This window comes from Sorangiineae bacterium MSr12523, assembly GCA_037157775.1.
Taxonomy (GTDB): domain Bacteria; phylum Myxococcota_A; class Polyangia; order Polyangiales; family Polyangiaceae; genus Pendulispora; species Pendulispora brunnea.
Genome location: CP089982.1, coordinates 5,556,569 through 5,582,098, shown reverse-complemented (window position 1 = coordinate 5,582,098; position 25,530 = coordinate 5,556,569). Strand labels below are relative to the sequence as shown.

Sequence of the window (25,530 nt, the reverse complement as noted above, 5' to 3'; positions counted from 1 at the left end):
CTAGAGCTCGAACGTCGTGGTCACCATCGTTCGTGCGCCGACGAAGCACGCGGCCTCCGCGGCGAAATCGTCATGCGCCGGCACGCCCGGCGTATCGGTGACCACGCGCAAGGTCGCGCGGGATGGCGTTTCGAGCTCGAGCTCCAGGTCGAGGCCCTCGGGAGGCGGCGCCCAAAAGCGAACTGCGAGATCGCCCTTCGCGGTGAGGGGAACCGGCCGGCCTTCGAGGCTGGCCCGCGTTACCCTAAAGTCCCGGCCGATGTAGATGCCGGCGGCGCCCGAGGCGGTGCCACCGATGTGCATGCGAAGGGCTCGATGCGCCGTGCGGACGTCCTCGAGAACGTCGAGCGTGGGGCGGGTGACAGACGCCGCACGCGCGTCTCTCGAGTGGATCTCGATGTCCCGACCTGGAAAGAGCTCCGGCAGCCGCTCGCGCTTCCAACTGGGTGCTTCTGGGCCGCAGGACGGATCGAACGCGCCGATGCTCACCCAGCGCGCGTTCTCGGAGCCGGCGTCGATGCTCACCGTGTAGCTTCGCCATCCCTCTCCAGCATGCGGCACACGCCCCAGGAGCAAGAGCAGTGCACCGCCAAGCGCTGCGCCCGAGCCCAGGAGCAACACACGTGACGTGCGCTCGCTCCACGGACCGAGCCACGGCAGGACGAACGTCGCGCCAAAGCCCACCAGCGCGGCTGCGGGAACGTCCGATCCGAGTGCCGCCACCACCAGCCGCGCGTGGAGCGATGCGAGCATCACACCGGGGATTGCCAGCGCAGCGTGCAGCAGGAGCCATGCGCCGGTGCGTTCTCGAAGCCATGATGCCACGACGAAGCCGCAGAGCGGAATCGTCACCAGGTAGCTCGCCTTCGGCAGCGCGATGGCCGTCACCACTGCCAGCACCGACCAAAGCGCAGCAGCGCCCTGCGCGAGCCGAGGCCAGCGACGCTGCATGCGTTGCAGGGTGAACAGCGCTAGGCCGAGCGCCAACGACGCCCCCGCCGTCGTGTAAAGCGCCTCGGCCACCGGATGCGCGGCGAGGCGCATCGAAAAATCGGGAAGCACGCGCCCGAGGAGCCACTCGAACGCGCCGAGCAGCAACGCAGGTGCGAGCACCGCGCCGCCCAAAGCCCAACCCGCACCCGCGACGAGATCCGTGATCGCATTCCGCCGCGCCAGACCCGCGGCGCACGCGACGGCGAGCACGAGCATCCACACGGACGGCATACAAAGTGAGAGCGGCCCAAGATTGAAGTACACCGCGCTGCGCGTACGCCACGCGGCATCCTGCACCGGCGCGAACGCACGTACCATGGCCAGCGCGGTTTCGCCGTGGTGCTGCAGGGTCCCTTGGTCGGCCGCGTCGGCGCGATCTCCGCGATCGTGGTAGCTGTCGACCCCGCGGAAATTGGCAAAGTTCAACCCGGGCAACCCGCCCGCGAGCACCTCCGTGAAGTCGGTATCATTGTCGAGAAGCTTGTAAAGCTCCTCGCTGATCGAGTTGGCCACGGGGTGCGGTGCCGCACGCAGGTAGCGCTCGACGAGATCCATGCTCGCCGCACTCGATTGAAACATGGTGACCGGCCCCCGATTGCCCCGCGCGTCGAAGTTGAACGCCGCGTCCACGTCGTGCCGCCACGGATGCTCCCGCATGAACGCGGCCGCGCCCAGCAGCGAGCGCTCCTCGCCGTCGCTGAAGAGAAACAGCACATCGCGATCCAGCGCCGCACCCGCCGCGACGGCGCGCGCCGTTTCCAGCAGCGCTGCCACCCCGTAGCCGTCATCGGCAGCGCCAAAGCTCGCCCGCTCCGAATCGTAATGCGCCGCGAGCAAAATGGCCCGCGAGCCGTGTTTCCCGTTTCCCCTCCGGCGTGCCACGACATTTCGCACCCGCCCCATTTCGACGGGTGAGCGGCCATCGGACCGAGAGGCCACGGCGACGCTTTCTTGCGTCTGCACCTCGAGACCGAGTGCACCGAGTTGCTCGAGCAAATAGCTCCGCACATCCTCGTGCGCCGGAGAGCCCATGGGATGCGGCTCCCGCGCGATGGCCTCGACGTGGGCGAAGGCTCGCGCCGCCGAAAAGCTCTCCAACGGTGCCGTCGGCCCCGCTGGCTCCGGTGTCGAGAGCGCGCCCGCGCCGAGCCATACGGCAGCCGCGAACATCGCCGCCGCCGCCGCCCTCGCCAGGTTCAACGCGGCCCCAGATCCAGCTCGATCCCGCGAAGGGCTTCCTCGACCTCGGCGACGACCCGGGCACGCTGCCCACCGCGGCCGATCACGTAGCCAAGTCGATCGAGCGCGCTCGTCGCCGGCCGGACGGGCGCGCCCGTTTTCTTCTCCACCGCGACCTCGCAGACGGTGTCGAACTCGCGCGCCCGATCGAGGCCACGAACCGACGCGAGCGTGCCGCTCTCCCGCGACGTGATGAAGCGAATGGACGCGACATCGTTTCGGCTGGCGGCCGGGAGGTCCGTCAGGCCGAAGGGAAGCTCCAACACCGCGTTCAAAAGATCGATCCCCGTGGCGAGGCGCACGAGCTCCGGGATCATCCCGCCCGCAAGCCGCGGGTTGATCTCGATCACCACGGGCCCTTGTGCGGAAAGCCGAAGCTCCGTATGGGCAGGCCCAAAATCGAAACCCACCGCGTCGAGAGCCGCGAGCGTCGCCTCCTCCAAGGACGCGCGGGCCTCCGCGTCGATGGCGGCAGGGAAATCATGGCCCATCTCGACGAAGAATGGAGGCGGCGAGAGATGCTTCTCCGTAATACCGACCACGGTCGTTCGCCGGCCGGTACCCCGATCGGGAAACGTGAACGTCTCCACGCTGAACTCCGGCCCCTGGATCAAGCCTTCCACCAGGACCAAACCGTCGACCCGCTGGCCTCGTTCGTTTTCCTTGCGCGCGGAGAGGGTGCGGTAATGCTCGAGCAATGCCTGGGCGTTCTCGACCCTCACCACGCCGTTGCTGCTGCTTTCCGCCGTTGGTTTGACGATCACGGGATAGGGCAGGGAGGGCGCCAGCGTCTCGGCCTCGATCTCGGACGCGAGCAGCCAAAATTCAGGGTGCGGCAGCCCCGTTTGGCGCATCCGTTCGCGCATGGCGTGCTTTTCGTGGCAGAGCGTGGCCGCCTCGGGATTCAAATAAGAGAGGCCGAGTCTCGAGGCAACTCGCGCCACCAGCGGCACATAAAAGGTGGAAAACGTCAGCAGGGCGTCGATGGGCTCTCGCCGATGCACCTTCTCGACGGCCGCGTGCGTGGCGTCCAAATCGTTGGTTTCGACATCGAGCACGCGAAGTCGCGCGTGAGGTTCTCGCAGAAACGGATATTTGTCCGATTGACGAGTAACGAACGTGAGTGCGTCGCCCCGTTCGAGGATCTGCCGGACCGCCAGACGTCCAGTGCCGGTCGTGTTGCTTTCGATGAAAGTGAAGTGTCTCATGTTCGAGTCCAAACTGCGGAGGCACTCGCCAGCAGCGTGCCCTCCTCGTCATAGAGTGCCGTGACGTTGGTGGCCGTGCGTCCTTGCTGCCGTTCGCACCGGCCGACGACGACACAGGTCGAGCCGATGAGCGGTAGGCGCGAAATACGCGCCGTCATGCGGGAAAGAACCATGGGAGCGTTTCCCAAGTCGCATGTCCATCCGCCGGGGCAATCGAGGACGCTCCAAACGACCTCCCGCCGCACGTGCCCCTCCTCGTTGCTCACTGAACTATCCGGTGTCCATGTGCAAGCGACACGTTCCGGGTCATCGGGAACCGGCCCCGGTGACAGGAAGAGTCCATCCGATTCTGGACGATGCGTTCCGCACACGAAGCAAGTAGGGAAAGGATGCGCGGACCGGCCTGGATACCGATCCGAGGCCGCACGCGCAATGCTTGCCGGCACCGTGGCAACCACGGGAATTGCGCCCGTCGCCGGGGCCACGGTGGCGATCAATTCCTCGCCCAGCCATGCCGAGGCGCGCTTCGCACCGGCGCGAAATTCCAGCGGTGTTTCCAGAGGAGGAGGCACCAACAGCGTGACGGCGGCCGCGGAAAAAGGCTCGTTCGAAAAGTTCGCCCGTCCGGCGAGCAGCCCGCATGCATAGCCGCCATTCGCCGAGTGGGGGGGACCGTTGTACCGCGCAGGAATGACGATGGTCATCGCAGGATTTGCGCTTTGGAGCATGTCTTTACTCGATTCTAGGAAATCGAGTTTGCGAAACATTGCACGAGACGCCAAGGCGGTCCAGTTGCGAGTTCGAAATATGAAACTTGCAATTCCGTACTAACTAGCCGGGTGGACATGAAGACGTTCTGTGAAGAATCCAGTCCCGAAGAGCGCGTACGCCAACCCGCCACCTCGGCGTAGAGGTCCCTTAACGGAGAAGCGCATCGTTCTACTTGCGCACTGGCAGGTAAATTCGTTGCGGTCGCACATTTTGCGTGCTCTGGCCGCAACATCGCCCAAGTTTCGCCGTCTCTATCCCGATACGATGTATTCGATTCATGGCGCACATAAAGCGACAAACATTTGTCACATTAATCAGGTTGCCGAACTTTGATTAACGTTTCATGTTACTCACCCGCTGCGTATTGGGCGATCGCTCGCCCGCGAGCAGCAGCGAGATTGCTTATTGCCACGGCATTTTGTGCTGCCTAACACCCACAGGCGAAGGGTTTACAACGCATGTCCACTAGTCGGTTGCCCGCCGATTTTCTCGAGGCGGATGGGGCGCGCGCGATTGCATCGGCGAGGTCACGAGTAGCATTTCGAGTAGGAAACGGAGTCTCCACCGGCCATCACGGCGAAATCCTGCAGGGCGTCTTCGAGGACGAACGCGGGGGAGTTCACGGTGGCTTGGTCACGCTGGCCTGCGGCATTTATTCCTCCAGAGTAACGTTTGCGCCGGATGTCGGATCGCCACTCGAGGTACTTCCTCATTGGAAGGTGAAATCGCGCCGCGCCGCGGAGTTGGTTTTGCGTTGGGGCGGCGGCGAGGCTCTGGGCGGGAAACTCGTTATCGACAGCAATACGCCCGTCGGCTGGGGCCTCGGCTCGTCCACGAGCGATGTCATTGCCACGATCCGCGCAGTGTCGCAGGCCATCGGCCAGCACGTGGACTCCCGAAGGGTGGCGGATTTGGCGGTGCGTGCGGAGGTGGCGTCGGACGCCACGATGTTCGAAGATCGCACCGTCCTCTTTGCCCAGCGCAATGGAACCATTCTGGAAGACTTCGGTGTGTCGATTCCCGCGCTCGATATTCATGGCTTCACCACGGATGCGCGCGGCGGGTTGGATACATTGAGCCTTTCGCCCGCCCAGTATGGCTGGCGCGAGCTTGAATGTTTTCGCGTTCTGCGCGGGCTTTTCCGGCGAGCCATGGTCACGCAGGATCCGCGGCTCGTCGCCCATGTGGCCACGGCGAGTGCGCGCATCAATCAGGCGTACCTGCCCAAACCTCATTTCGAGGCGATCGAACGCCTCGTCGAGGAGGTGGGGGCCATCGGTCTGCAAGTGGCGCATAGCGGGCCGGTGGTGGGGCTGATTTTCGACCCGCGCGAAGCGTGCGGTGCCGAGCAGCTCGAGTGCATCGAAGCGCGGCTCGAGGCGCTCGGATTCTCGTGCACGACGCGATTTTCAACTCGTTGATCCAGCGAAAGAACTCCATGAGAAATCGTCATCCCGATTCGTCGGTGGTGGACGCGCAGGCGCTTCCACGCATCATTCGCCTTTCGGAAAATCTGTACGGTGCGGCCTTCACGTTGATGAAACTGCTTCCCGCGCGCTTCATGCTCGATCGCGCGGCCGCGGAAGGGCGCCTGAAGCCCGGCACGACGGTCATCGAAACGACATCGGGCACGCTGGGGCTCGGCCTGGCGATGATCTGCTGTCTTCGTCGATATCCGCTCATCATCGTGAGCGATCCGGCCATCGAGCCGCCCCTGCAGCGCCGGCTGGAGGAGCTGGGCGCCCGGGTCGAGATCGTGCGAACCCCGGCTCCCACCGGTGGTCTGCAGGGCGCGCGGCTCGCGCGCATGGCCGAATTGCAGGCGGAATATCCGGAGCATTTTTGGCCGTCCCAGTATGCGAACCCGCACAACCCCGCGGCGTATGCGCCGTTTGCAGAGTTGGTGGCGGAGTCGGTGGGGCAGGTCGACTGTTTGCTCGGCACCGTCGGCTCGGGGGGCTCGGTATTCGGTACGGGCGCGTACCTGCGGCACCTTTTTCCGAAGATGAAGGTCGTGGGCATCGACACCTTCGGCAGCGTTCTCTTCGGGCAGCCCGATCAAAAGGGGCGTTTGCTGCGCGGATTGGGAAACAGCATCATGCCCAAGAACGTCGACCATCCTCAAATCGACGAGGCGCATTGGGTGAGCGCCGCCGCCGGCTTTGCGGCGACCCGTGCCCTGCACCGCGAGCACGCGCTCTACATGGGGCCGACGAGCGGAACGGCCTATTTGGTCGCGCGGTGGTGGGCCAAGCAGCACCCGGACAAAAAGGCCGTGGTCATCTTCCCCGACGAGGGATACCGCTACCAGGACACGGTCTACAACGACGCGTGGTTGCGCGAGAAAGACCTCGTTTTGGACGCGCTCCCGCAAGCGCCGCTCGTGGCGGACGATCCGCGCACGGCGACCGGGCATTGGGCGTCGTTTGCGTGGAATCGGCGCACCCTGCAGCAAGTGCTCGAACAGGCGGCATGAGTCAGCCTAACGACCCCGGCAACTCGAGCAGCGCCGGTACCGGCCGGATCGCGCGACCGGTACCCGTGTCCATCCGGCGCATCGTGTTCGGCGAGACGGCCGATGCGGCGATCGACACCGAGCTCCCGCACGTCGTGCAGGTGGACCGCGCGCATCTGATCATGCTCGCGGAGGCCGGCCTCATCACGCGGGCGCACGCCAAAGCGCTGCTCGATGGTCTCGACGAACTGCGCGCGCAGGCCTTTGCGCCGCTTCGCGGGCAGCCGGCGGCGCGTGGGCTTTTCCTCTTGTACGAGCGCCACCTCTGCGATCAGCTGGGCATGGACACGGGCGGCATCCTGCAGACGGGTCGCTCGCGCAACGATTTGGGCGCGACCACGTTGCGGTTGCGCCTTCGTGCGCCGTTCGTGGGACTCTTGCGGGAAGCGCTGCGGCTGCAAGCCGTGCTGCTCGTCCGGGCACGGCGTTTCGCGGACGTGGTGATGCCGGCGTACACGCATTTCCAGGCTGCGCTCCCGATTACGTACGGGCACTACCTCGCGGGTGTGGCCACGGCGCTCGCGCGGGACATCGACGCGGTGCTCGAGGCCGGGGACGACTTGAATCGATGCCCGCTCGGCGGCGGAGCGGTGGGCGGTACGTCGCTGCCCATTCGGCCGGAGCGCACCGCGGAGCTGCTCGGCTTCACCGAGCCGGTGTTTCACTCCATCGATGCCGTGGCCTCGCGCCACGTCGTCCTGCGGCTCCTCTCGGCGGCCTCGATGCTCGGCGTCACCCTGAGCCGCATCGCCGGCGACCTGTTGACGTGGACGACCGTGGAGTTCGGCTTCCTGAGCCTGCCCGATCACCTCGTCGGCTCAAGCTCGATGATGCCGCAAAAGCGCAACCCGTACCTGCTCGAGCACGTGCAAGGCCGCAGCGCGCAGGCGCTGGGCGCGTTCGTCAGCTCGGCGACATCGATGCATGCCAAGCCGTTCACGAACTCGATTTCGGTCGGCACCGAGGCCGTTGCGCCGGTGTGGGGCGCGGTGAAGGCCGTGGGCGAGGCGGCGCAGATCCTTCGCTGGATGGTGCGTGGCGCAAAGCCCGAGGCCGAAGCCATGCGGCGGCGCGCCGAGGAGGGTTACACGGCGGCCACGGAGCTCGCCAATCGGCTGGTGGTCGACGCTCACATGCCGTTTCGCAGCGCTCACCATGCCGTAGGATCGCTGATCAACGACGCCATCGAGCGCGGCGGGGAGCCGCTCGAGCAGGCGGCGCAGCGCTGGCAAGCCGCGTCGAATCTGCGCGTGGCGATTTCGGGGCTCGATGTCGTCCGCGTGGCCCACGCCTCGTCGTTCGGCGGCGGGCCTGGGCCGGCCTCGATCGAGCATTGCACCGAGGTGCTCTCGTCGGCGTGGACTCGGCAGCGAAGCGCTGTTCGGGCGCTGGCGCGAGGGTGGAGGGAAGGGGAGGAGCGCCTCGAGCGCGCGGCGGCGGACGTTCAAAGTCAGAAGAGAAGGAACGAACGATGACGACGGTACACGAAGCATTCGAGCAGGCGGTGAAGGACGCCGCGCCGGGTCGGGTGGCGGTCCGCTTTCTGGGCGAGGAACTCGGCTACGTCGAGCTCAATGCGCGCGCCAACCGCCTCGCCCGCACGCTGCGCGATCGCGGCGTAGGGCTCGAGACCCCCGTCGGGATCTGCATGGAGCGCTCGCTGGACATGATGGTCGCGTTGCTCGCCATCCTCAAGGCGGGCGGGAGTTATGTAGCCCTCGATCCCAAGCAGCCGCGATCGCGTCATGCCTTGCTGCTGCACGACGGGGGGATCGACGTCGTGCTCACGCAGCCATCGCTCCGCGAGCCGTTCGAAGGGCTTGCAGCCTCGGTGATCGTGGAGCACCCAGCCGCCGGTGATCCCGCGCTCGACGCGGATCTCGGGATCGCGGTGGGGCCCGAGCACGTTGCGTACGTGGCCTACACCTCCGGCTCCACGGGAAAGCCCAAGGGCGTCGCCGTTCCGCACCGTGCGGTGCTTCGCCTGGTGCGCGATCCCAACTACCTGTCCGTCTCGAGCGATGACGTCGTGCTTCAGTTCGCCCCCATCGCCTTCGACGCGTCCACCTTGGAAATTTGGGCGCCGTTGCTGCACGGAGCGCGGCTCGTGGTCTTTCCTCCCGGCGAGCCTTCGCTCGATGAGCTGGCAAACGTCATCCACGACGAAGCGATCACCATCGCATGGCTCACGGCGGGCCTGTTTCACCAGATGGTCGAAGGCCCCATCGAGCGCCTGGCCGGGCTGCGCTACCTGCTCGCCGGCGGCGACGTGCTCTCGGTGCCGCACGTCAACCGGGCCGTCGCCGCCCTTCCCAAAACGCGCCTGGTGAACGGGTACGGTCCCACGGAGAACACGACCTTCACGTGCTGCCACGTCATCTCCCGCGCCGTGGAAACCGATTCGGTGCCCGTTGGTGTCCCCATCACGGGCACCCGCGTCTACGTGCTCGATGCCGAGCTGCAGCCCGTGCCGGACGGCGAAGTCGGAGAGCTCTGCGCGGGTGGCGAGGGCGTGGCCCGTGGCTACGCGAACCAGCCCGATCTCACCGCCGAACGATTCGTGCCCGACCCCTTCGACGGCGCACCCGGCGCACGCATGTACCGCACGGGCGACCTCGTGCGCCGGAATGCGGACGGCGTCTTCGAGTTCGTCGGCCGCTCCGACGGCCAGGTCAAGGTGCGCGGCTTTCGCATCGAACTCGGTGAAATCGAGAGCGCGATGCGCGCCGATCCCGAGCTCGGCGATGTGGCCGTCGTCGCTCCGAAGCACGCGCGCACGGGCCGCCGGCTGGTGGCGTTTTTCGTCTCCGAGCACGAGATCGCGGTGCCGCAGCTTCGCCGCCGGCTCGCGGCATCGCTTCCGCCGTACATGGTGCCGTCCTCCTTCGTGCGGCTCGAATCCTTGCCGCTCACCCGCAACGGCAAGGTCGATCGAACGGCGCTGGAAGCGCGAACCATCCGTGACCGGCCCGACGTGGGCGTGGCCTTTCGGGCGGCGCAAGGCGACATGGAAGAGTGGCTCGCCGCGCTCTGGGCCGATCTGCTCGAGGTGGGCGAGGTCGGCGTCGACGACGACTTTTTCGAGCTGGGGGGCCATTCGCTCATGGCCAGCGAGATCACCCGCCAGATTGCCATGGAGCACGACGTGAGCATCCGCGCTCGCCATTTTTACCAGAATGCGACGGTCGCCGAGCTCGCGCGGCTCGTCCAAAGCATGTCCGAGCGAAAACCCGCACCCGCAGGAGCCGCCGCGCTGCCATGAAGATCTCCGTGCCCCGAGAGCCGCTCGAGGTCGATCTCGATGCGATCGATCTCTTCGACCCCGAGCTGTACGCATCGGGCGATCCGCACCCGCTGTGGAAAGCGCTGCGGCAACGCGCCCCGATTCACCGCCAGACGCTCCGCGATGGGCGTTTCTTTTGGTCGGTGACCAAGTACGACGACGCCAACGATGTCCTGCGCGATCACACGCGCTTCACGTCGCAACGCGGCACCTTGCTGTGCATTCTCGGTCAGGACGATCCGGCCAGCGGAAAGATGATGGCCGCCACGGACCCGCCCCGCCACGGGGCGATGCGTGAGCCGCTGATGAAGATGCTCTCGCACCGCTCGTTGAATGAGCGCAAGCCGCAGATCCGCCGCATCGTGCACAGGCTGCTCGCGCCCCTCGCGGACGGGGCGACCTGGGACATTGCGGAAGCGGGGGCGAACTTTCCCATGGCCTTCACCGGGACCCTGATGGGCCTTCCGGAAGCCGACTGGCCTCGTCTCACGCGGCTCACCACCATGGCGATCGCGCCCGACGATTCGGAGTTCCAGGAGGGAAGCTCCCGCGCCACCTTGGCAGCCTCGCACCACGAGCTGTTCGAGTACTTCTCCGACGAGGTGCACCGGCGCGATGGCAGCCGCGATCGCGATCTCATCGACTTCCTGATCCGGATGGAGGCGGGCGGTGAGCGGCTCCGCCACGACGAGATCGTGTACAACTGCTACAGCCTGCTGCTGGGCGCGAACGTCACCACGCCCCACGCCATCGCGACGACCGTGCAGGCGTTCATCGAGCACCCCGGCGAGTACCGCCGCTTGCTCGAACGGCCCGCCCTCGTACCGAGCGCCGTGGAGGAGGGACTGCGCTGGGCGTCACCGGCGAACCACTTCATGCGCTATGCCGTGCGCGATCTGACCTTGCGCGGCGTGTCCATCCAGCGCGGCGATGCGCTGGCCGTCTGGCTTGGCTCGGCGAATCGGGACGAGGACGCGTTTCCCGATCCGTACCGCTTCGACGTGGGGCGCACTCCGAATCGGCACATCGCCTTTGGCTTCGGTCCGCACTATTGCATCGGCGCCCCGCTGGCCCGCATTGCGCTGAATCTGCTGTTCGAGGAGATCGTCCGTGTGGTGGAGGCCTTCGAGGGGCGAGGTCCGGCCGTGCACCTCAAGTCGAACTTCGTCGCCGGTCTCAAACATCTGCCGGTGGCGGCGCGCTTGCGGGCCGGCGCCGCCGAGCTGCTCGAGAGCGCCTGATCCTCGATGGAACCGAACCAAAACAAGCGCAAGTGGCTCTTGCGGCGCCCGAAAGACGACGCACCGGCCCGAATTTTCTGCCTGCCGTATTCCGGTTGCGGCGCCTCGATGTACAGCCGATGGCCGGAACGCATTGGTCCCGCCGAGGTGTGCCTTCTGCAGCCCCCCGGGCGCGAAAATCGCCTGCGTGATGCGCACTACGGCACGTACGAGGCCCTGGCTGCCGATCTCGTGCCGGTGCTGCTGCCGTACCTCGATCGGCCGTTCGCCTTTTTCGGGCACTGCGGCGGCGCCCTGCCGGGTTTCGCGACGGCGCTGCATCTCACGCGCGCCTTGCAGGAGCGCGGGCCGTCGGAGCACGCGCCCGTGCCTTCGTGTCTTTTCATTTCGTCGCAAGTTGCCCCGCACCGGGGACCCTATGGACGATTCCTCTCGATGGACGATGGCGAGCTCGCGATCGAGCTCGAGGGGCTCGTTCGTGCCATGGGCGGTGTTCCCGATCCGAGCCTCGTCGAACTGGGGCTCGAGGTGCTGCGCGCCGACGTGGAGGCCAACAAGGGCTACCGCCTCGATGCGCCGGTGAAGCTACCGTGCGCGATCACCGTGTTCGGCTGGGAGGAGGACCGCGAGGTGGCGCCCAGCCTGATGGAGGGGTGGGACGCGTACACGGAGGCGGGCTCGTTCCGCCAGATCGTGCTCGAAGGCTCGCACTACGAGTTCCTCAAGGCGCCCATGCCGCTGCTCGCCGAAATGGCCAGCGACATGCGCAAGGCAATCGAAAGGTATCCCCATGCAACACGATGACGAAGATCGAACGCAGTACAAAGTCGTAGTCAATCACGAGGAGCAATACTCGATTTGGCCTGCCCATCGAGCGAATCCGCTCGGCTGGAGCGACGCCGGCAAGAGCGGCTCGAAGACCGAGTGTTTGGCCCATATCAAAGAAGTCTGGATCGACATGCGTCCGCGGAGCCTCCGCGAGAAGATGCAGGAGAACTAGTTTGAATCCGCGCGCCGTCTCGTCTCTCGTGGACCTCCTTCGTGGACGGGCCACCCACATGGGCCATCGCACCGCACTGACCTTCCTCGAAGGTGCTTCCGAGGTGGACATCACCTACGCGGAGCTCGATCGCCGAGCGAGGGCGGTGGCGGCGCGTCTCATGCGCGAAGGGGCGTCCGGCGAGCGCGCGGTGCTTCTCTATCCACCAGGCGTGGATTACGTGGTGGCCTTCCTCGGCTGCCTCTATGCGGGCGTGGTGGCGGTGCCTGCGTATCCGCCCGATCCCGCGCGCCTCGGGCGGACGCTTCCGCGGCTGCTCTCGCTGATCGAGGATGCCGATGCGCGCTTCTTGCTCGCGACCGAGGCCATCGTTTCGGTGGGGCCTGCGCTCTTTTCGGAGTCGGGCGCGTTGGCCGGGCTGCCCTGGATTGCCACGGACGTGATCCACGCGGGCGAGGCGGACGATTGGCGTCCGACGGCGGTGGATGCGGCGACGGTGGCGTTTTTGCAGTACACGTCGGGTTCGACGGGTTCGCCCAAGGGCGTGGTTCTCACGCACGGAAATCTGCTTCACAACTTTGGGCTCATCGAGCGCGGCTTCGAGCTGGACGAGCAATCGCGCGCCATCATTTGGCTCCCGCCGTATCACGACATGGGGCTCATCGGCGGCGTGCTCCAGCCGATGTTCACCGGCTATCCCACCGTGCTGATGTCGCCGATCAGCTTTTTGCAGCGCCCGTTGCGCTGGCTCGAGGCCATCTCGAAGCATCGCGGCACGGTGAGCGGGGGGCCCAATTTTGCGTACGATCTGTGCGTTCGCAAGAGCACGCCCGAGGAGCGCGCGACGCTCGATTTGAGCTCGTGGACCGTCGCCTTCAGCGGCGCAGAGCCCATTCGCGCCGATACGCTGGACAGGTTTGCCGAGGCGTTCGGGCCCTCTGGGTTCCGCCGCGAGGCGTACTATCCCTGCTACGGCCTCGCGGAGGCGACGCTCATCGTATCGGGCGGGCCGCGCACCGGTGTGCCGGTGGTTCGTCGGTTCGATGGACGGGCATTGGTGAGTTCCGGCCGATCATTCTCGGAGCAGCAGCTACGCATCGTCGACCCCACGACGAACGAACCGTGTGCGCCCGGCGCCATCGGCGAGATTTGGCTTCGTGGCGAAAGTGTGGCGCAGGGCTATTTTCGGCGGGCCGACGAGTCCGAGGCCGTGTTCGGAGCGCGCATCGACGGCGAGCGGTATCTGCGCACGGGCGATCTCGGCTTTCTGGATGGCGAGGATTTGTTCATCGCAGGCCGATGCAAGGATTTGATCATTCTGCGCGGGAAGAACCATTACCCGCAGGACATCGAGCGGACCGTCGAGACGAGCCATTCCGCGCTGCGGGCTGGCTGCGCGGCGGCTTTTTCCGTCGATGCGGCCGACGGCGAGCAGCTCGTCGTGGTGTGCGAGGTCGACCCGCGTCGGGTCGAGGGGTTCGACGATGTGTTCGCGGCGGTACACCGCGCGGTGGCCGAGGAGCACGAGCTTCAACCCGCGGCGGTGGTCCTGCTCGGACCCGGGCAGATCGCCAAGACGTCGAGCGGCAAGATTCAGCGGCGCGCGTGCCGTGACGCCTTCGTGCGGGGCGACCTTCAGCCACTCGCGTCGTGGAAGGTGACCGCGCCGGAGAAAGCGCGCGCCGGCAAGCGAGCACGCAAGCCGAAGGACGCGGCCGGCATGGCGCTTTTCCTGGCCTTGAAGGTCGCCAAGGTCGTGGGCGTCGATCCGGAGGAGATCGATGTCGACGTGCCGGTGACGCAGTACGGGCTCGACTCGATCCAGAGCATCGAGCTGCTGCACGCCATCGAGACCGATCTCGGCGCGGCGCCGGCGCTGAGCAGCCTGCTGCAAGGTGCGACCATCGGTTCGCTGGCCGCCGACATGGAGCGCTGGGCGTCGCCATCCGCGTCTCCGTCGCCTTCGCGCTCGCCCTCGCCCGAGCTTGCGCCGTCGGCCGCGTCGCCCCTGTCCGAGGGCCAGCGCGCGCTTTGGTTCTTGCACGAGCTCATGCCGGAGAGCTCGTCGTACGCGATTGCCCGTGCCGTGCGGATCACCACGCCCCTCGACGTCGCGACCCTGAAGGCGGCATTTCAAGCGCTGGTCGATCGCCATGCGGCGTTGCGCACGACCTTCGAGTCCGCCGACGGTGAACCTCGGCAGTGCGTGCATGCCCAGGCCGACGTCGCATTCGCACACGAGGTGCGGTACGGCTCCGACGAAGGCGCCGTGCAGTTGCGCCTCCAGACCGAGGTCCGCAGGCCCTTCGACGTCGGAAATGGTCCGCTCTTCCGCGTCCTTCTCCTCTCCACCGCACCCGACGAACACGTCCTTCTCCTGGTGGTCCATCACCTGGTGAGCGATCTCTGGTCGCTCACGGTCATGCTCGACGAGCTGGGGACCCTCTACACCGGCGGAGCGCTGCCACCCCTCGCGACGACCTTCCAGGAGCACGCCCTCGGCGAGGCTCGATGGCTGGCCTCCAACGACGCCGAGCAGCAGTTTCGCTACTGGGAAAAGGAACTGGGCGGCAGCTTGCCCGAGTTGAACCTTTGCGCACGCCGGGGCGGAAACCCGTCGAGCCAGCGCGCGGGCTCGGAGCCCTTCACGCTGGACGAGGGGCTTTCGCGCGCGCTGGAGGCCCTGGCGGGCGAAACCGGCAGCACGGTATTTACGGTGCTTTTGACGGCCTTCCAGGCTTTGCTCCATCGGTACACCGGCGAGCGCGATCTCGTCGTGGGGATGCCCACGAGCGGTCGCCGCCATGCCGGGCTTTCGCCGCTGGTGGGCTACTTCGTCAATCCGCTGGCCTTGCGCGTTCAGCTCGACGAGGGCGAGACCTTCGATTCGCTGCTGCGCAAGGTTCGCTCGAAGGTCACGTCGGCGCTCGAACACCAGGATTATCCCTTCGCGCGGCTCGTCGAGCGCTTGGCCCCGCGGCGTGAGGCGGGACGGTCGCCGATCTTCCAAGTGATGTTCAGCCTCCAGCGCGGCGTTCGTTTCGACGAAGCGGCCTTCGCGCCCTTTGCCGTGGGGCGGGAGGGCGGCGTGCTCGACCTGCATGGGCTCCACGTCGAATCGATGCCGCCGCTCGTGCACGACACGCCGCTCGATCTCACGCTGAACGTCGCGCGCGGTGCCCGAGGACTGGTCGGTAGCTTCGAATACAACGCGGACCGCCTCGATGGCACCGCGGTGGCCCGCATGGCTGGCCACTTCACGCGCATGCTGGCCGCCGCCATCGCCGACCCGCATCGCGCCCTCGGCCAGCTCCCGCTGCTCGGCGACGAGGAGTACCGGCAGCTTGCCGCGTGGAATGACACGGCAGCGACCGTACGCGACGTGTGCATCCACGAGTGGATCGAACGCCAAGCTGCGAAAACGCCCGACGCGGTGGCCGTCGAATTCGGCGAGGCACGCGTGACGTACGCGGAGCTCGATGCGCGTGCCGAGCAGCTCGCGCAGCACCTTCTCGCGCGGGGCGTGGGCCCCGAGGAGCTGGTCGCCATTGCGCTCGAGCGGTCCGTCGAGGTGCTCGTGGCGGTGCTCGCCGTGATGAAGGCCGGCGGTACGTACGTGCCCGTCGACCCGCACCACCCGAAAGAGCGCATCGCCTTCGTGCTCGCCGACTGCGGCGCCCGCGTGATCATCACGCAGGCGCGGCTTCGTGAGCGACTGCCCGCGAGCGAGGCGCGCACCGTCTTCGTGGACCGCATCGATCGCGATGTCCCGGTGCAGCCGCTCCCGGTGCGCGATCCCGGTTCGCTGGCCTACGTTCTCTACACGTCCGGATCGACGGGACGTCCGAAGGGCGTACAAGTTTCCCATCGCGCGGTGGTGAACCTGCTCGCGGCCATGCAACGCACGATCGGCTTGGTGCCCGGCGATCGCTTGTTGGCCGTCACGACCTTGGCCTTCGACATCGCCGCGCTCGAGCTCTATTGGCCGCTCACGGTGGGTGCCCGCGTCATTCTGGCCGATGAGCGCACCGCCTCCGATGCGGAGCTTTTGCTCGCGCGCCTCGGCGAAGCCACCGTGATGCAGGCGACGCCGTCGACCTGGAGGATGCTCGTGCAGAGCGGCATGGGCCACCGGCCGTCGCTCAAGGTTCTCTGTGGCGGAGAGGCGTTGCCTCCGGATCTTGCACATGCCCTTCATGCGCGGGCAGGGGGTGGTGCGTGGAACGTGTACGGCCCCACCGAGACGACGATCTGGTCCACCGCCGCGCGCCTTGGCGAAGGCCCCGTGGTGATCGGCAGGCCGCTCGACAACACGACGATCCACATCGTGAACGAGCACTTCGAGCCCGTTCCCGTGGGCATCTCCGGGGAGCTCATGATCGGCGGCGCCGGATTGGCACGAGGCTACCTCGGTCGTCCCGAACTTACCGCGGAGCGATTTTTGCCCGATGCCTTCGACCCGCGGCCGGGCAGTCGCTTGTACCGAACCGGGGACATCGCGCGGTTTCTTCCATCGGGCGACATCGAGTGCCTCGGGCGGCGTGATGGTCAGGTCAAAATCCGCGGCTTTCGCATCGAGCTCGGTGAGGTCGAAGCCGCGCTGCGCGACCTTCCCCAAGTGAACGACGCCGTGGCGGTGACGGACCTCGATCCGAGCGGCACACCGCGCCTCGTGGCGTATTGGGTGCCCGGTGTCGCGGGCGCGCACGCCTCCGCGGCCGAGTTGCGCGAGCCCTTGGGCCAGCGCTTGCCCGATTACATGGTTCCCGCGGTCTTCGTTGCGCTCGATACGCTGCCGTTGACCCCCAACGGCAAGGTGGATCGCGCAGCCTTGCCCGCGGTCGACGAAGCCATCTTCGAGCGGGACGTCATCCTTCCGCGCACCGAAGCCGAGCGCACCGTCGCGCGCGCGTTTGCCGAGTTGCTCGGGAACCCGCACATCGGCGCCACCGACGATTTCTGGCACCTCGGCGGACACTCGCTCCTGGCGACGCGCCTGGTCTCGCGGCTGCGCGCGAACTTCCGTGTCGAGCTGCCCTTGCAGGCCATCTTCGAGGCGCGCACGGTGGAACGCCTCGCGCGCGCCGTCGAAAGCGCCCGCAGCACCTCGACGGCGGGCATCGTTCCGCGCGGCGAGCGGGGAGGCGCGATGCCGCTCTCGTTCGCGCAGGAGCGTCTCTGGTTCCTCGAGCAGCTCGCGCCCGGCTCCCCCATGTTCAACATGCCGGCTGCCGTTCGCCTGCGCGGCGTGCTCCACCGCGAAGGACTCATCGAGAGCCTCCGGGAGGTGATCCAGCGGCACGAGACCCTTCGCACCGCGTTCGTGGCGCAGCCCGATGGCCGGGTGCTGCAGCATGTGATGGCCGCGCCACCCTTCGACGTGCCCTTGGTCGACGTGGGCGAGGCGTCCTTGAAAACCCTGGCGCTCCGCTATGCCACGGAGCCGTTCGATCTGGCGACGGCACCGCTGCTGCGTGCCGCGCTGGTTCGCCTCGGCCCCGAGGAACACGTGCTCTTGCTCACGGTGCACCACATGGTCAGCGACGGCTGGTCGATGGGCATCATGCTTCGCGAGCTGGTCGAGGTCTACTCGGCGCGGGCGGAGAACCGCCCCGCGAGGCTCGCCGACCTGCCCGTGCAGTACGCCGACGTCGCGACGGCGACCCGCGAGGCGATGACCGCCTCCGTCGTCGAGACGCAGTTGGCCTATTGGCGCACGCAGCTCGAGGGCGCACCCCCGAGCCTCGACCTCCCGTCGGATCGCGCCCGGCCGCCGGTGCAGACCTACCGGGGCGCGCGCCATCGCATCGCGCTACCGCCCGATCTGACGGCGCGCTTGCGTGCGCTCGGCCTGCGCCACGAAGCCACGCTCTTCATGACCTGCCTGGCCGCGTTCTCGCTCCTCGTATCGCGCTATGCCGTTCAGCGTGATGTCGTGGTGGGCGTCCCGCTCGCCAACCGCGGCTGCGCCGAGGCGGAGGGCCTCATCGGCCACTTCGTCAACTTGCTTCCCGTCCGTACGCAGGTCGACACGTCGCACGGCTTCACGCACCTCCTGCAGCGGACGCGCGAGCGCGCGCTCGGTGTGTACGCGCATCAGGACGTTCCGTTCGAGCGCCTCGTCGACGGGCTCGGCATCGAGCGCGATCCGAGCCGATCGCCCATCTTCCAGGTCGTCTTCAGCCTCGAGCCGGCCCCGCTGCGCGGCATTTCCGCCCCCGGTCTCTCCCTCGAAATCGAGCCCACGGACAGCGGATCGGCCAAGTTCGATTTCGAGCTTCTGCTGGAGGAATCGGAGAACGGCCTCGAGGGCTGGTTCGAGTACAACACGGACCTCTTCGATGCGTCGTCGATCGCGCGGCTCGCGACGAGCTACCGCGTCCTGCTCGAGGCTATCGTGGAGAACCCGGAGCGCGCCATGGAGTCGCTGCCGCTCCTCGCGCCCGAGCAGCGACAACAGCTCGTCGTCGACTTCAACCGCACCGCAATCGAGTGGAACCAAGAGGGCTACTTCGCGGACATGTTCGAGCGGCAGGTCGAGCGCACCCCCTCGGCCATCGCAGCCACGTGCGAGGGCGAGTCGCTCACCTACGCGGAGCTCGACGCACGCGCCAACCGTGTAGCCAACGCCCTGCGGGCGCGGGGCATCGGCCCCGAGCGCATCGTGGCCATCCTGCACGACCGCGATCTGGAATTTCTGGTCGCGATGCTTGGCCTCTTCAAGAGCGGCATTGCTTACGTCCCGCTCGACCCCGCACTCCCCGCGGCACGCCTCGGGTCGATCGTGGAAGACTGCCGCTGCGCGCTCATCCTCTGCGGAGACGAACACGCGGAGCTCGGGAGGACGCTCGACGGTGGTGCAGGCCGCCTCTCGTCGGTCGAAGCGCTCGTCCAAGGCGCCGATTCCGCGAAGCCATCGCGCGCACTGCATCCGCGCGGCTTGGCGTACGTGATCTTCACCTCGGGCTCCACCGGCACGCCGAAGGGCGCCATGCTCGAGCACGTGGGCATGAAGAACCACCTGCTCGCGAAGGTCTTCGACCTCGAGATGACCCAGGCCGACGTGGTGGCCGAAATCGCGGTGCAGAGCTTCGATGTCTCGATCTGGCAATTCGTGTCGGCGCTCCTCGTGGGCGGCCGCACGGCCATCTTCCGAGACGACAGCGCATGGGATCCCGCGCGCCTCCTCGCGCAAATGGCACGCGACGGCGTGACCATCCTCGAGACGGTGCCCGCCCACATGAAATTGATGGTCGAGGAACTCGAGGCCAACCCCGACGCCTACGATCTGTCCGCGCTGCGCTGGTTCATCGTCAACGGCGAAGCGTTGCCCTCCGAGCTATGCGTTCGCTGGTTCGCGCGCGTGCCGCACGCCAAGATGATCAACGCGTACGGCGCCACGGAATGCTCCGACGATACGGCACACTACAAAATCGAGACCGCCCCCGTGCGTTCTTGGGCGGCCATGCCCATCAACGGCACCTTGCCCAATCTTCAGGTCTACATCCTTGACCTGAACTTCGAGCCCGTGCCCATCGGCGTCGCCGGCGAGATGTTCATCGGCGGCGTCGGCGTCGGCCGGGGCTACCTCGGAGATCCGGTCAAGACCGCACGGGCATTCCTTCCCGATCCGTTCTCGGAGGTGCCGGGCAGCCGCATGTACCGGATCGGCGACCGCGTTCGCTACCTCGAGGACGGGAGCATCGAGTTCTTGGGCCGCACCGACCACCAGGTCAAAATTCGCGGGATCCGCGTCGAGATTGGCGAGATCGAATCGCTGCTTGGGCAACATCCAGATGTGGCCGACTGCGCCGTGATCGTGCGCGACGACGGCGGGGAAAAGCGGCTCGTGGCGTACGTGGTGAGCCGGGACGCCGAGCCCTCGCCGAAGGATCTGACGCAGCACCTGCGGGACCGGATGTCCTCGCAAGTGATCCCCTCGGCCTATGTCTTCCTCGACGCGCTTCCGCTGACGCTCAATGGCAAGGTCGACCGGCGCGCGCTTCCCGCGCCCGATGCGAACGATGCCGCGACCTCGGAGGAGTACGTCGCGCCGCAGGGCAAGGTCCAGGAGCAGCTGGCGGAGCTTTTCGGGTCCGTGCTCGGCCGGCCCCGGGTGGGGGCGAACGACGATTTCTTCGACCTGGGAGGCCACTCGCTTCTTGCCACGCAGCTCGCCTCGCGGGTGCGTGCGGCGTTCCAGATCGAGCTGCCGCTGCAGAGCCTCTTCCAAGCGCCCACCGTCGAGGAGCTCGCGGCCGTCGTGGAGTCGAAGCTCGTGGACGCGGGCAGGGGACAGGTGCCCTTCGAGCGGGTTGCCCGCGACGGGGATCTGCCCTTGTCGTTCTCGCAAGAGCGGCTCTGGTTCTTCGCGGAGCTCGAGCCTGAGAGCCCCGCGTACAACACCGCCAGTGTGCTCCGACTTTCGGGGATGCTCGACGTCGCCGCGTTGAAGTGGAGCTTCGCGGAGCTCGTGGCCCGGCACGAGATCCTGCGCACCACGTTCGAGGGGCGCGACGGCCGCCCCGTTCAGCGCATCGCCGCCTTCGACGCGCAGGAGATCTTGTCCCGCGTATCCGAGGCCGATCTCTCGATGCTCGAGGAGGGACCGAGGGAGGCGGAGCTCGCACGCAGGATGCGCGAGGACGCAGGCCGCCCGTTCGCGTTGGCCGTGGGGCCGCTCTACCGCGCGACCCTTTACCGGCTCGGCGACGTGGAGCACGCGTTGGCGATCACGTTTCACCATATCGTGACCGACGCATGGTCCGCAGGCGTCGTGGCCCGCGAGCTCGGAGAGCTCTACGCGGCCTTCACCCGAGGGCAGCCGTCGCAGCTGCCCAAGCTCGCCTACCAGTACGCCGACTATGCAACCTGGCAGCGCCGGGCGCTCTCACCGGACGCGCTCGAATCGCAACTCGGTTACTGGCGCGAGCAGCTTGCAAATGCACCACTGGCGCTGGAGCTCCCGACGGACCGCCCGCGTCCGCCCGCGCAAACGTACCGCGGTGCGCGCAGAGATGTGCACGTTCCGCTGGCCACGGCGGAGGCCCTCGCCACACTCGCCAAGCGCGAGGGGTCCACGCTCTTCATGACGGTGCTCGCGGGATTCCATGCGCTGCTCGCGAGGCTGTCCGGCCAGCGTGATGTCGTGGTGGGCACCCTCGTGGCGAACCGCACGCGCCCCGAGACGGAGCCCATGATGGGCTTTTTCGTCAATGCGTTGCCCGTTCGGGCCGATCTTTCAGCGGATCCATCGTTTGCGGAGCTCGTTCGCCAGGTGCGCGAGCGGAGCCTCGGGGCGTTTGCGCATCAAGACGTCCCCTTCGAGAAGATGGTCGATGCCCTCGCGGTGGAGCGGCATGCGAGCCGTGCTCCGATTTTCCAGGTGATGCTCGTCCTGCAGAATCTCCCGGTGCAATCGATGTCGCTGCCCGGCCTCGCCCTGCGCCGCGAGGAGGTGCCGACGGGGTACACCACGCTCGATCTCACGCTGTTCCTGACGGAGACCGAGACGGGGCTGACAGGTACACTCGAGTACAGCACGGAGCTCTTCGACGAAGCGACGATGGCTCGCTTCGCACGGCACCTGAATACGCTGCTCGCGGGCGCTGCGGAGCAACCCGAGCTGCGGCTCTCCGAGCTGCCGCTGCTGACCGCGGACGAGCAGCACGAGCAGCTCGTCACGTGGAACGACTCGGCGCGGGCCGTGCCCGAGAACGTGTGCCTGCCCGCGCTCTTCGAGGCCCAGGCGGCGCGTACCCCCACCGCGGTGGCCGCGGTCGATCGGCACGACACACTCTCGTTCCGCGCGCTGAACGAGAAGGCCAATCGGCTGGCGTGGCAGCTCGCCGAGCTGGGGGTGGGCCCGGGAAGGATCGTCGCGCTCTTGGCGGAGCGGTCCAACGATTTTCTCGTGGCGGTGCTCGCCGTGTTGAAGGCCGGCGGCGCCTATCTCCCGCTCGATCCGCGGCATCCGGCGCATCGTTACACGCAAGTCCTGGGGCAGAGCCAAGCGCCCTGGGTGCTCGTCGGCGGCGATCTTCGCGCGCGCCTCGAACCCGCCCTCGCCATGCTCCCGGGCGAGCGCCCGCGCGTGCTCGGTTTGGAGGAGCTCCTGGCGCGTCCGGGATCCCTCGCGAACGTGCCGCAGCGCGCGTGCCCGGGCGATCTCGCCTACGTGATCTACACCTCCGGATCGACGGGCCTGCCGAAGGGCGCCATGGTCGAGCACCGCGGGATGCTGAACCACATTTACGCGAAGATCGCCGACCTTGGCCTCACCCGCGAGGACCGCGTCGCGCAGACCGCGTCGCAATGCTTCGACATCTCCGTCTGGCAGTTCCTCGTCTCGCTCGTGACCGGGGGCGCCGTCCACGTCTACGACGACGAGGTGGCCACCGATCCGGGGAGGCTCCTCGAGGCCATCGAGCAAGACCGCATCACGATCCTCGAGACCGTGCCCTCGGTGCTGCGCACCTTGCTCGCCGAGCCCGCGCGAAGGCAGCTCGCGCTCCGCTGGCTCGTCCCCACGGGCGAGGCCCTGCCGCCGGAGCTCGCGCGCCGCTGGCTGGGCGAGTACCCGAGCATCCCGTTGCTGAACGCCTACGGTCCCACGGAATGCTCGGACGACGTCACCCACTACGCGATCCACGAGCCGCCGCCCGATTCCGTCGTTCACATGCCCATTGGCCGGCCCGTGGCCAACATGCGCATCTACCTGCTCGATGCGCACCTGCAGCCGGTGCCGGTCGGCGTGCCCGGGGAGCTCTACGTCGGCGGCATCGGCGTGGGCCGGGGTTACTTGCACGATCCGGAGAGAACCGCGATCGCGTTCGTGCCCGATCCGTTCGGGTCGACCCCGGGGGCTCGGCTCTATCGCACCTTCGATGTCGCGCGCTACCTGCCCGACGGGAACATCGAGTTTCTCGGCCGCGCCGATCACCAAGTCAAGGTGCGCGGCTACCGCATCGAGCTCGGTGAGATCGAGGCGTGCCTGGTGCGCCAGCCCGGGGTTCGCGAGGCGGTGGTGGTGGTGCGCGACGAGCAGCTCGTCGGCTACTGGGCCGCGGCGCCCGGCACGCCGCCGGAAGCTTCGATCCTCAAGGCTGCCCTCGCGCAGACCTTGCCCGAGTACATGGTTCCCGCGGTGTTCATGCAACTCGAGGCGTTGCCGCTCACGCCGAACGGCAAGATCGATCGCAAGGCGCTGCCGGCCCCCGTGCGCGCCGAAGGATCGCGCAGCGCCGCCCCCAGCTCGCCGGCCGAGCGCCAAATTGCGGCGCTCTGGCGGGAGCTCCTGGGTGCCGAGTCGGTGGGGCGTGAGGACAGCTTTTTCGAGCTGGGTGGGCACTCGCTTCTGGCCACGCAGCTCATGTCCCGCATCCGCCGTGCCTTCGATGTGGATCTTCCGCTTCGCGCGCTCTTCGATGCGCCCACGGTTGCCGGCCTCGCGCGGGCGGTGGAGTTGCACGGAGATCGTTCGACGGCCGAGACCCAGGTCGCACGACTGGTGCGGCGCCCGCGAACGGGGCCGCTGCCGCTGTCGTTCGCCCAGCAGCGCCTCTGGTTCCTCGAGCAGCTCACACCCGGCGATCCGTCCTACAACATGCCCATCGGCGTGCGCCTCGCGGGACCGCTCGATCGCGACGCGCTGGAGGCAAGCCTCGAGGGCGTGGTGCATCGCCACGAGTCGCTGCGCACACGCTTCGTGACGGTGGACGGAAAGCCCGCCCAGATCATCGAGCCTGCGCAGCCGCTGTCCCTGCCAGTGGCGAACGTTGCCTCTGAGGCCGACGTGGCCGCCATGGCGCACGAGCAGGCCCGGGCCCCGTTCGACTTGGCGCGCGGCCCGCTCTTCCGCGTGCGGCTGCTCCGGCTTTCGGCGACGGAGCACGTTCTGCTCGTGACCATGCACCACATCGTGTCGGACGGCTGGTCGCTCGACGTGTTGGTGCGCGAGGTGGCCTCGCTTTACGAGGGGAACGCGCTGCCCGAGCTCGAGGTGCAATACGCGGACTTCGCAGCCTGGCAACGGGCGTGGCTCTCGGGCGAGCGCCTCGAGGCCCAGCTTGCGTACTGGCGTACGGAGCTTTCCGGCGCACCGCCCATGCTGGCACTGCCCACGGATCATGTGCGCCCGGCGGAGCCAAGCTACCGAGGTGCGACGGTGCGTGCCGTGTTCTCCGCCGATCTCACGGCGCGCCTCAAAGCTCTGAGCCACGCGCACGGAACGACGCTGTTCATCACGCTCCTGGCCGCGTTTCAGGCGCTGCTCGCCCGGTACACGGCGCAAGAGGACATCGTGGTCGGCTCGCCCATCGCGAACCGCCACCACGGGACCACGGAAGGGTTGATCGGTTTCTTCGTCAACAGCCTCGCCCTGCGCGCGCACGTCTCCCGCGAGACGGCCTTTCAAGAGCTGCTCGGGCAAGTCCGCGAGCGGGTGCTCGGCGCCCATGCGCATCAGGATCTGCCCTTCGAAAAGCTCGTCGAGGAGCTCAACGTGCCGCGCGACATGCGCCGGACGCCGCTCTTTCAAGTGATGTTCCTGCTCGACACGCCGGCAAATGCTCCCTTGGGGCTGACCGCGCTTCGCGTGACGCCCTTTGCGGTGCACAGCGCAACCTCGAAGTTCGACCTCACCGTCACGTGCATCGAGAACGACGGGCGGCTCGAGGCCTCGATGGAGTACGCGGTCGATCTTTTCGAAGCGGCGACCGCCGAGCGGATCCTCGATGCCTATCGGTTGCTGCTCGAAGGCGTGGCCGCCGATCCGGCGCGCGCCATGGGTGACATCGACCTGGCCGGCCTCGAGTCGCTGGGCCGCGTTCGCGAAGAGAGCCCCGCGCGCCCGGCGCCGGCCGCCTCGGCGGAGTACGTCGCGCCAAGGACGCCGCTGGAGCAGACCTTGGCCGCGATCTGGGCGGAGGCCTTCGGCCTCGGGCGGGTGGGGGTCGAGGACGACTTTTTCGAGCTGGGCGGGCACTCGCTCCTGGCGACGCAGGTCATCTCGCGCATCCGCTCCGCACTCGACGTCGATCTCACGGTGCGCACGTTCTTCGAGGCGTCCACCATTGCGAACCTCGCTGTGTACCTCGAGTCGCTCGCGTTGGCGGCCGCACCCGAGTCGGGCACGGTTCCCAGCGCCCCCGAGCTTGCGCGCACCACGCAATCGACCTCCGAGGCCATGCTGGCCAAGGTCGACGAGCTCTCCGATGAAGAAGTGGCCCGCCTCCTCCGGGAACTCGAGGCCGAGGAACGGAGCGCCGGAGAGTAATCGC

11 protein-coding genes are annotated in these 25,530 nt (G+C 67.4%); 8 read left to right on the top strand and 3 right to left on the bottom strand.

The features are described 5' to 3' along the window. The 3 genes from LZC95_21315 to LZC95_21305 are packed head-to-tail and all read right to left on the bottom strand — an operon-like array spanning position 1 to position 4,168. Positions 1-2,193, bottom strand: coding sequence for a M28 family peptidase (locus LZC95_21315; GenBank protein ID WXA99348.1), 2,193 nt, complete (start codon positions 2,191-2,193; stop codon positions 1-3). Further along, positions 2,190-3,440 carry an ATP-grasp domain-containing protein gene (locus tag LZC95_21310; GenBank protein WXA99347.1) on the bottom strand — a complete coding sequence of 417 codons (1,251 nt, stop codon included), beginning with the start codon at positions 3,438-3,440 and terminating at the stop codon, positions 2,190-2,192. Before LZC95_21310 ends, LZC95_21315 begins: the two co-directional genes overlap by 4 nt. Next, positions 3,437-4,168: a hypothetical protein gene (locus tag LZC95_21305; protein ID WXA99346.1), complete on the bottom strand. Its 732-nt coding sequence runs from the start codon at positions 4,166-4,168 to the stop codon at positions 3,437-3,439. The genes LZC95_21310 and LZC95_21305 overlap by 4 nt, the downstream gene beginning before the upstream one ends. A gap of 501 nt (positions 4,169-4,669) precedes the next feature. Here LZC95_21305 and LZC95_21300 point away from each other — a divergent pair. From LZC95_21300 to LZC95_21265, 8 genes are read left to right on the top strand one after another with little or no spacing between them, the layout of a single operon-like run. Beyond that, positions 4,670-5,632 carry a hypothetical protein gene (locus LZC95_21300; protein ID WXA99345.1) on the top strand — a complete coding sequence of 321 codons (963 nt, stop codon included), beginning with the start codon at positions 4,670-4,672 and terminating at the stop codon, positions 5,630-5,632. 17 nt (positions 5,633-5,649) lie between these two features. Continuing rightward, positions 5,650-6,687, top strand: coding sequence for a cysteine synthase family protein (locus tag LZC95_21295; GenBank protein ID WXA99344.1), 1,038 nt, complete (start codon positions 5,650-5,652; stop codon positions 6,685-6,687). After that, positions 6,684-8,201: an argininosuccinate lyase gene (argH, locus tag LZC95_21290; GenBank protein ID WXA99343.1), complete on the top strand. Its 1,518-nt coding sequence runs from the start codon at positions 6,684-6,686 to the stop codon at positions 8,199-8,201. The genes LZC95_21295 and argH overlap by 4 nt, the downstream gene beginning before the upstream one ends. Beyond that, positions 8,198-9,988 (top strand): non-ribosomal peptide synthetase, encoded by a 1,791-nt coding sequence (locus tag LZC95_21285; GenBank protein ID WXA99342.1) that lies wholly within the window; start codon positions 8,198-8,200, stop codon positions 9,986-9,988. The genes argH and LZC95_21285 overlap by 4 nt, the downstream gene beginning before the upstream one ends. Beyond that, positions 9,985-11,250: a cytochrome P450 gene (locus tag LZC95_21280; GenBank protein ID WXA99341.1), complete on the top strand. Its 1,266-nt coding sequence runs from the start codon at positions 9,985-9,987 to the stop codon at positions 11,248-11,250. Before LZC95_21285 ends, LZC95_21280 begins: the two co-directional genes overlap by 4 nt. A 6-nt stretch (positions 11,251-11,256) precedes the next feature. Continuing rightward, positions 11,257-12,054, top strand: coding sequence for a thioesterase domain-containing protein (locus LZC95_21275; GenBank protein WXA99340.1), 798 nt, complete (start codon positions 11,257-11,259; stop codon positions 12,052-12,054). Beyond that, positions 12,041-12,250, top strand: coding sequence for an MbtH family protein (locus LZC95_21270; protein ID WXA99339.1), 210 nt, complete (start codon positions 12,041-12,043; stop codon positions 12,248-12,250). The genes LZC95_21275 and LZC95_21270 overlap by 14 nt, the downstream gene beginning before the upstream one ends. 58 nt (positions 12,251-12,308) lie before the next feature. Then, positions 12,309-25,526, top strand: coding sequence for a non-ribosomal peptide synthase/polyketide synthase (locus LZC95_21265; GenBank protein ID WXA99338.1), 13,218 nt, complete (start codon positions 12,309-12,311; stop codon positions 25,524-25,526). The last annotated feature ends 4 nt before the right edge of the window (positions 25,527-25,530 follow it).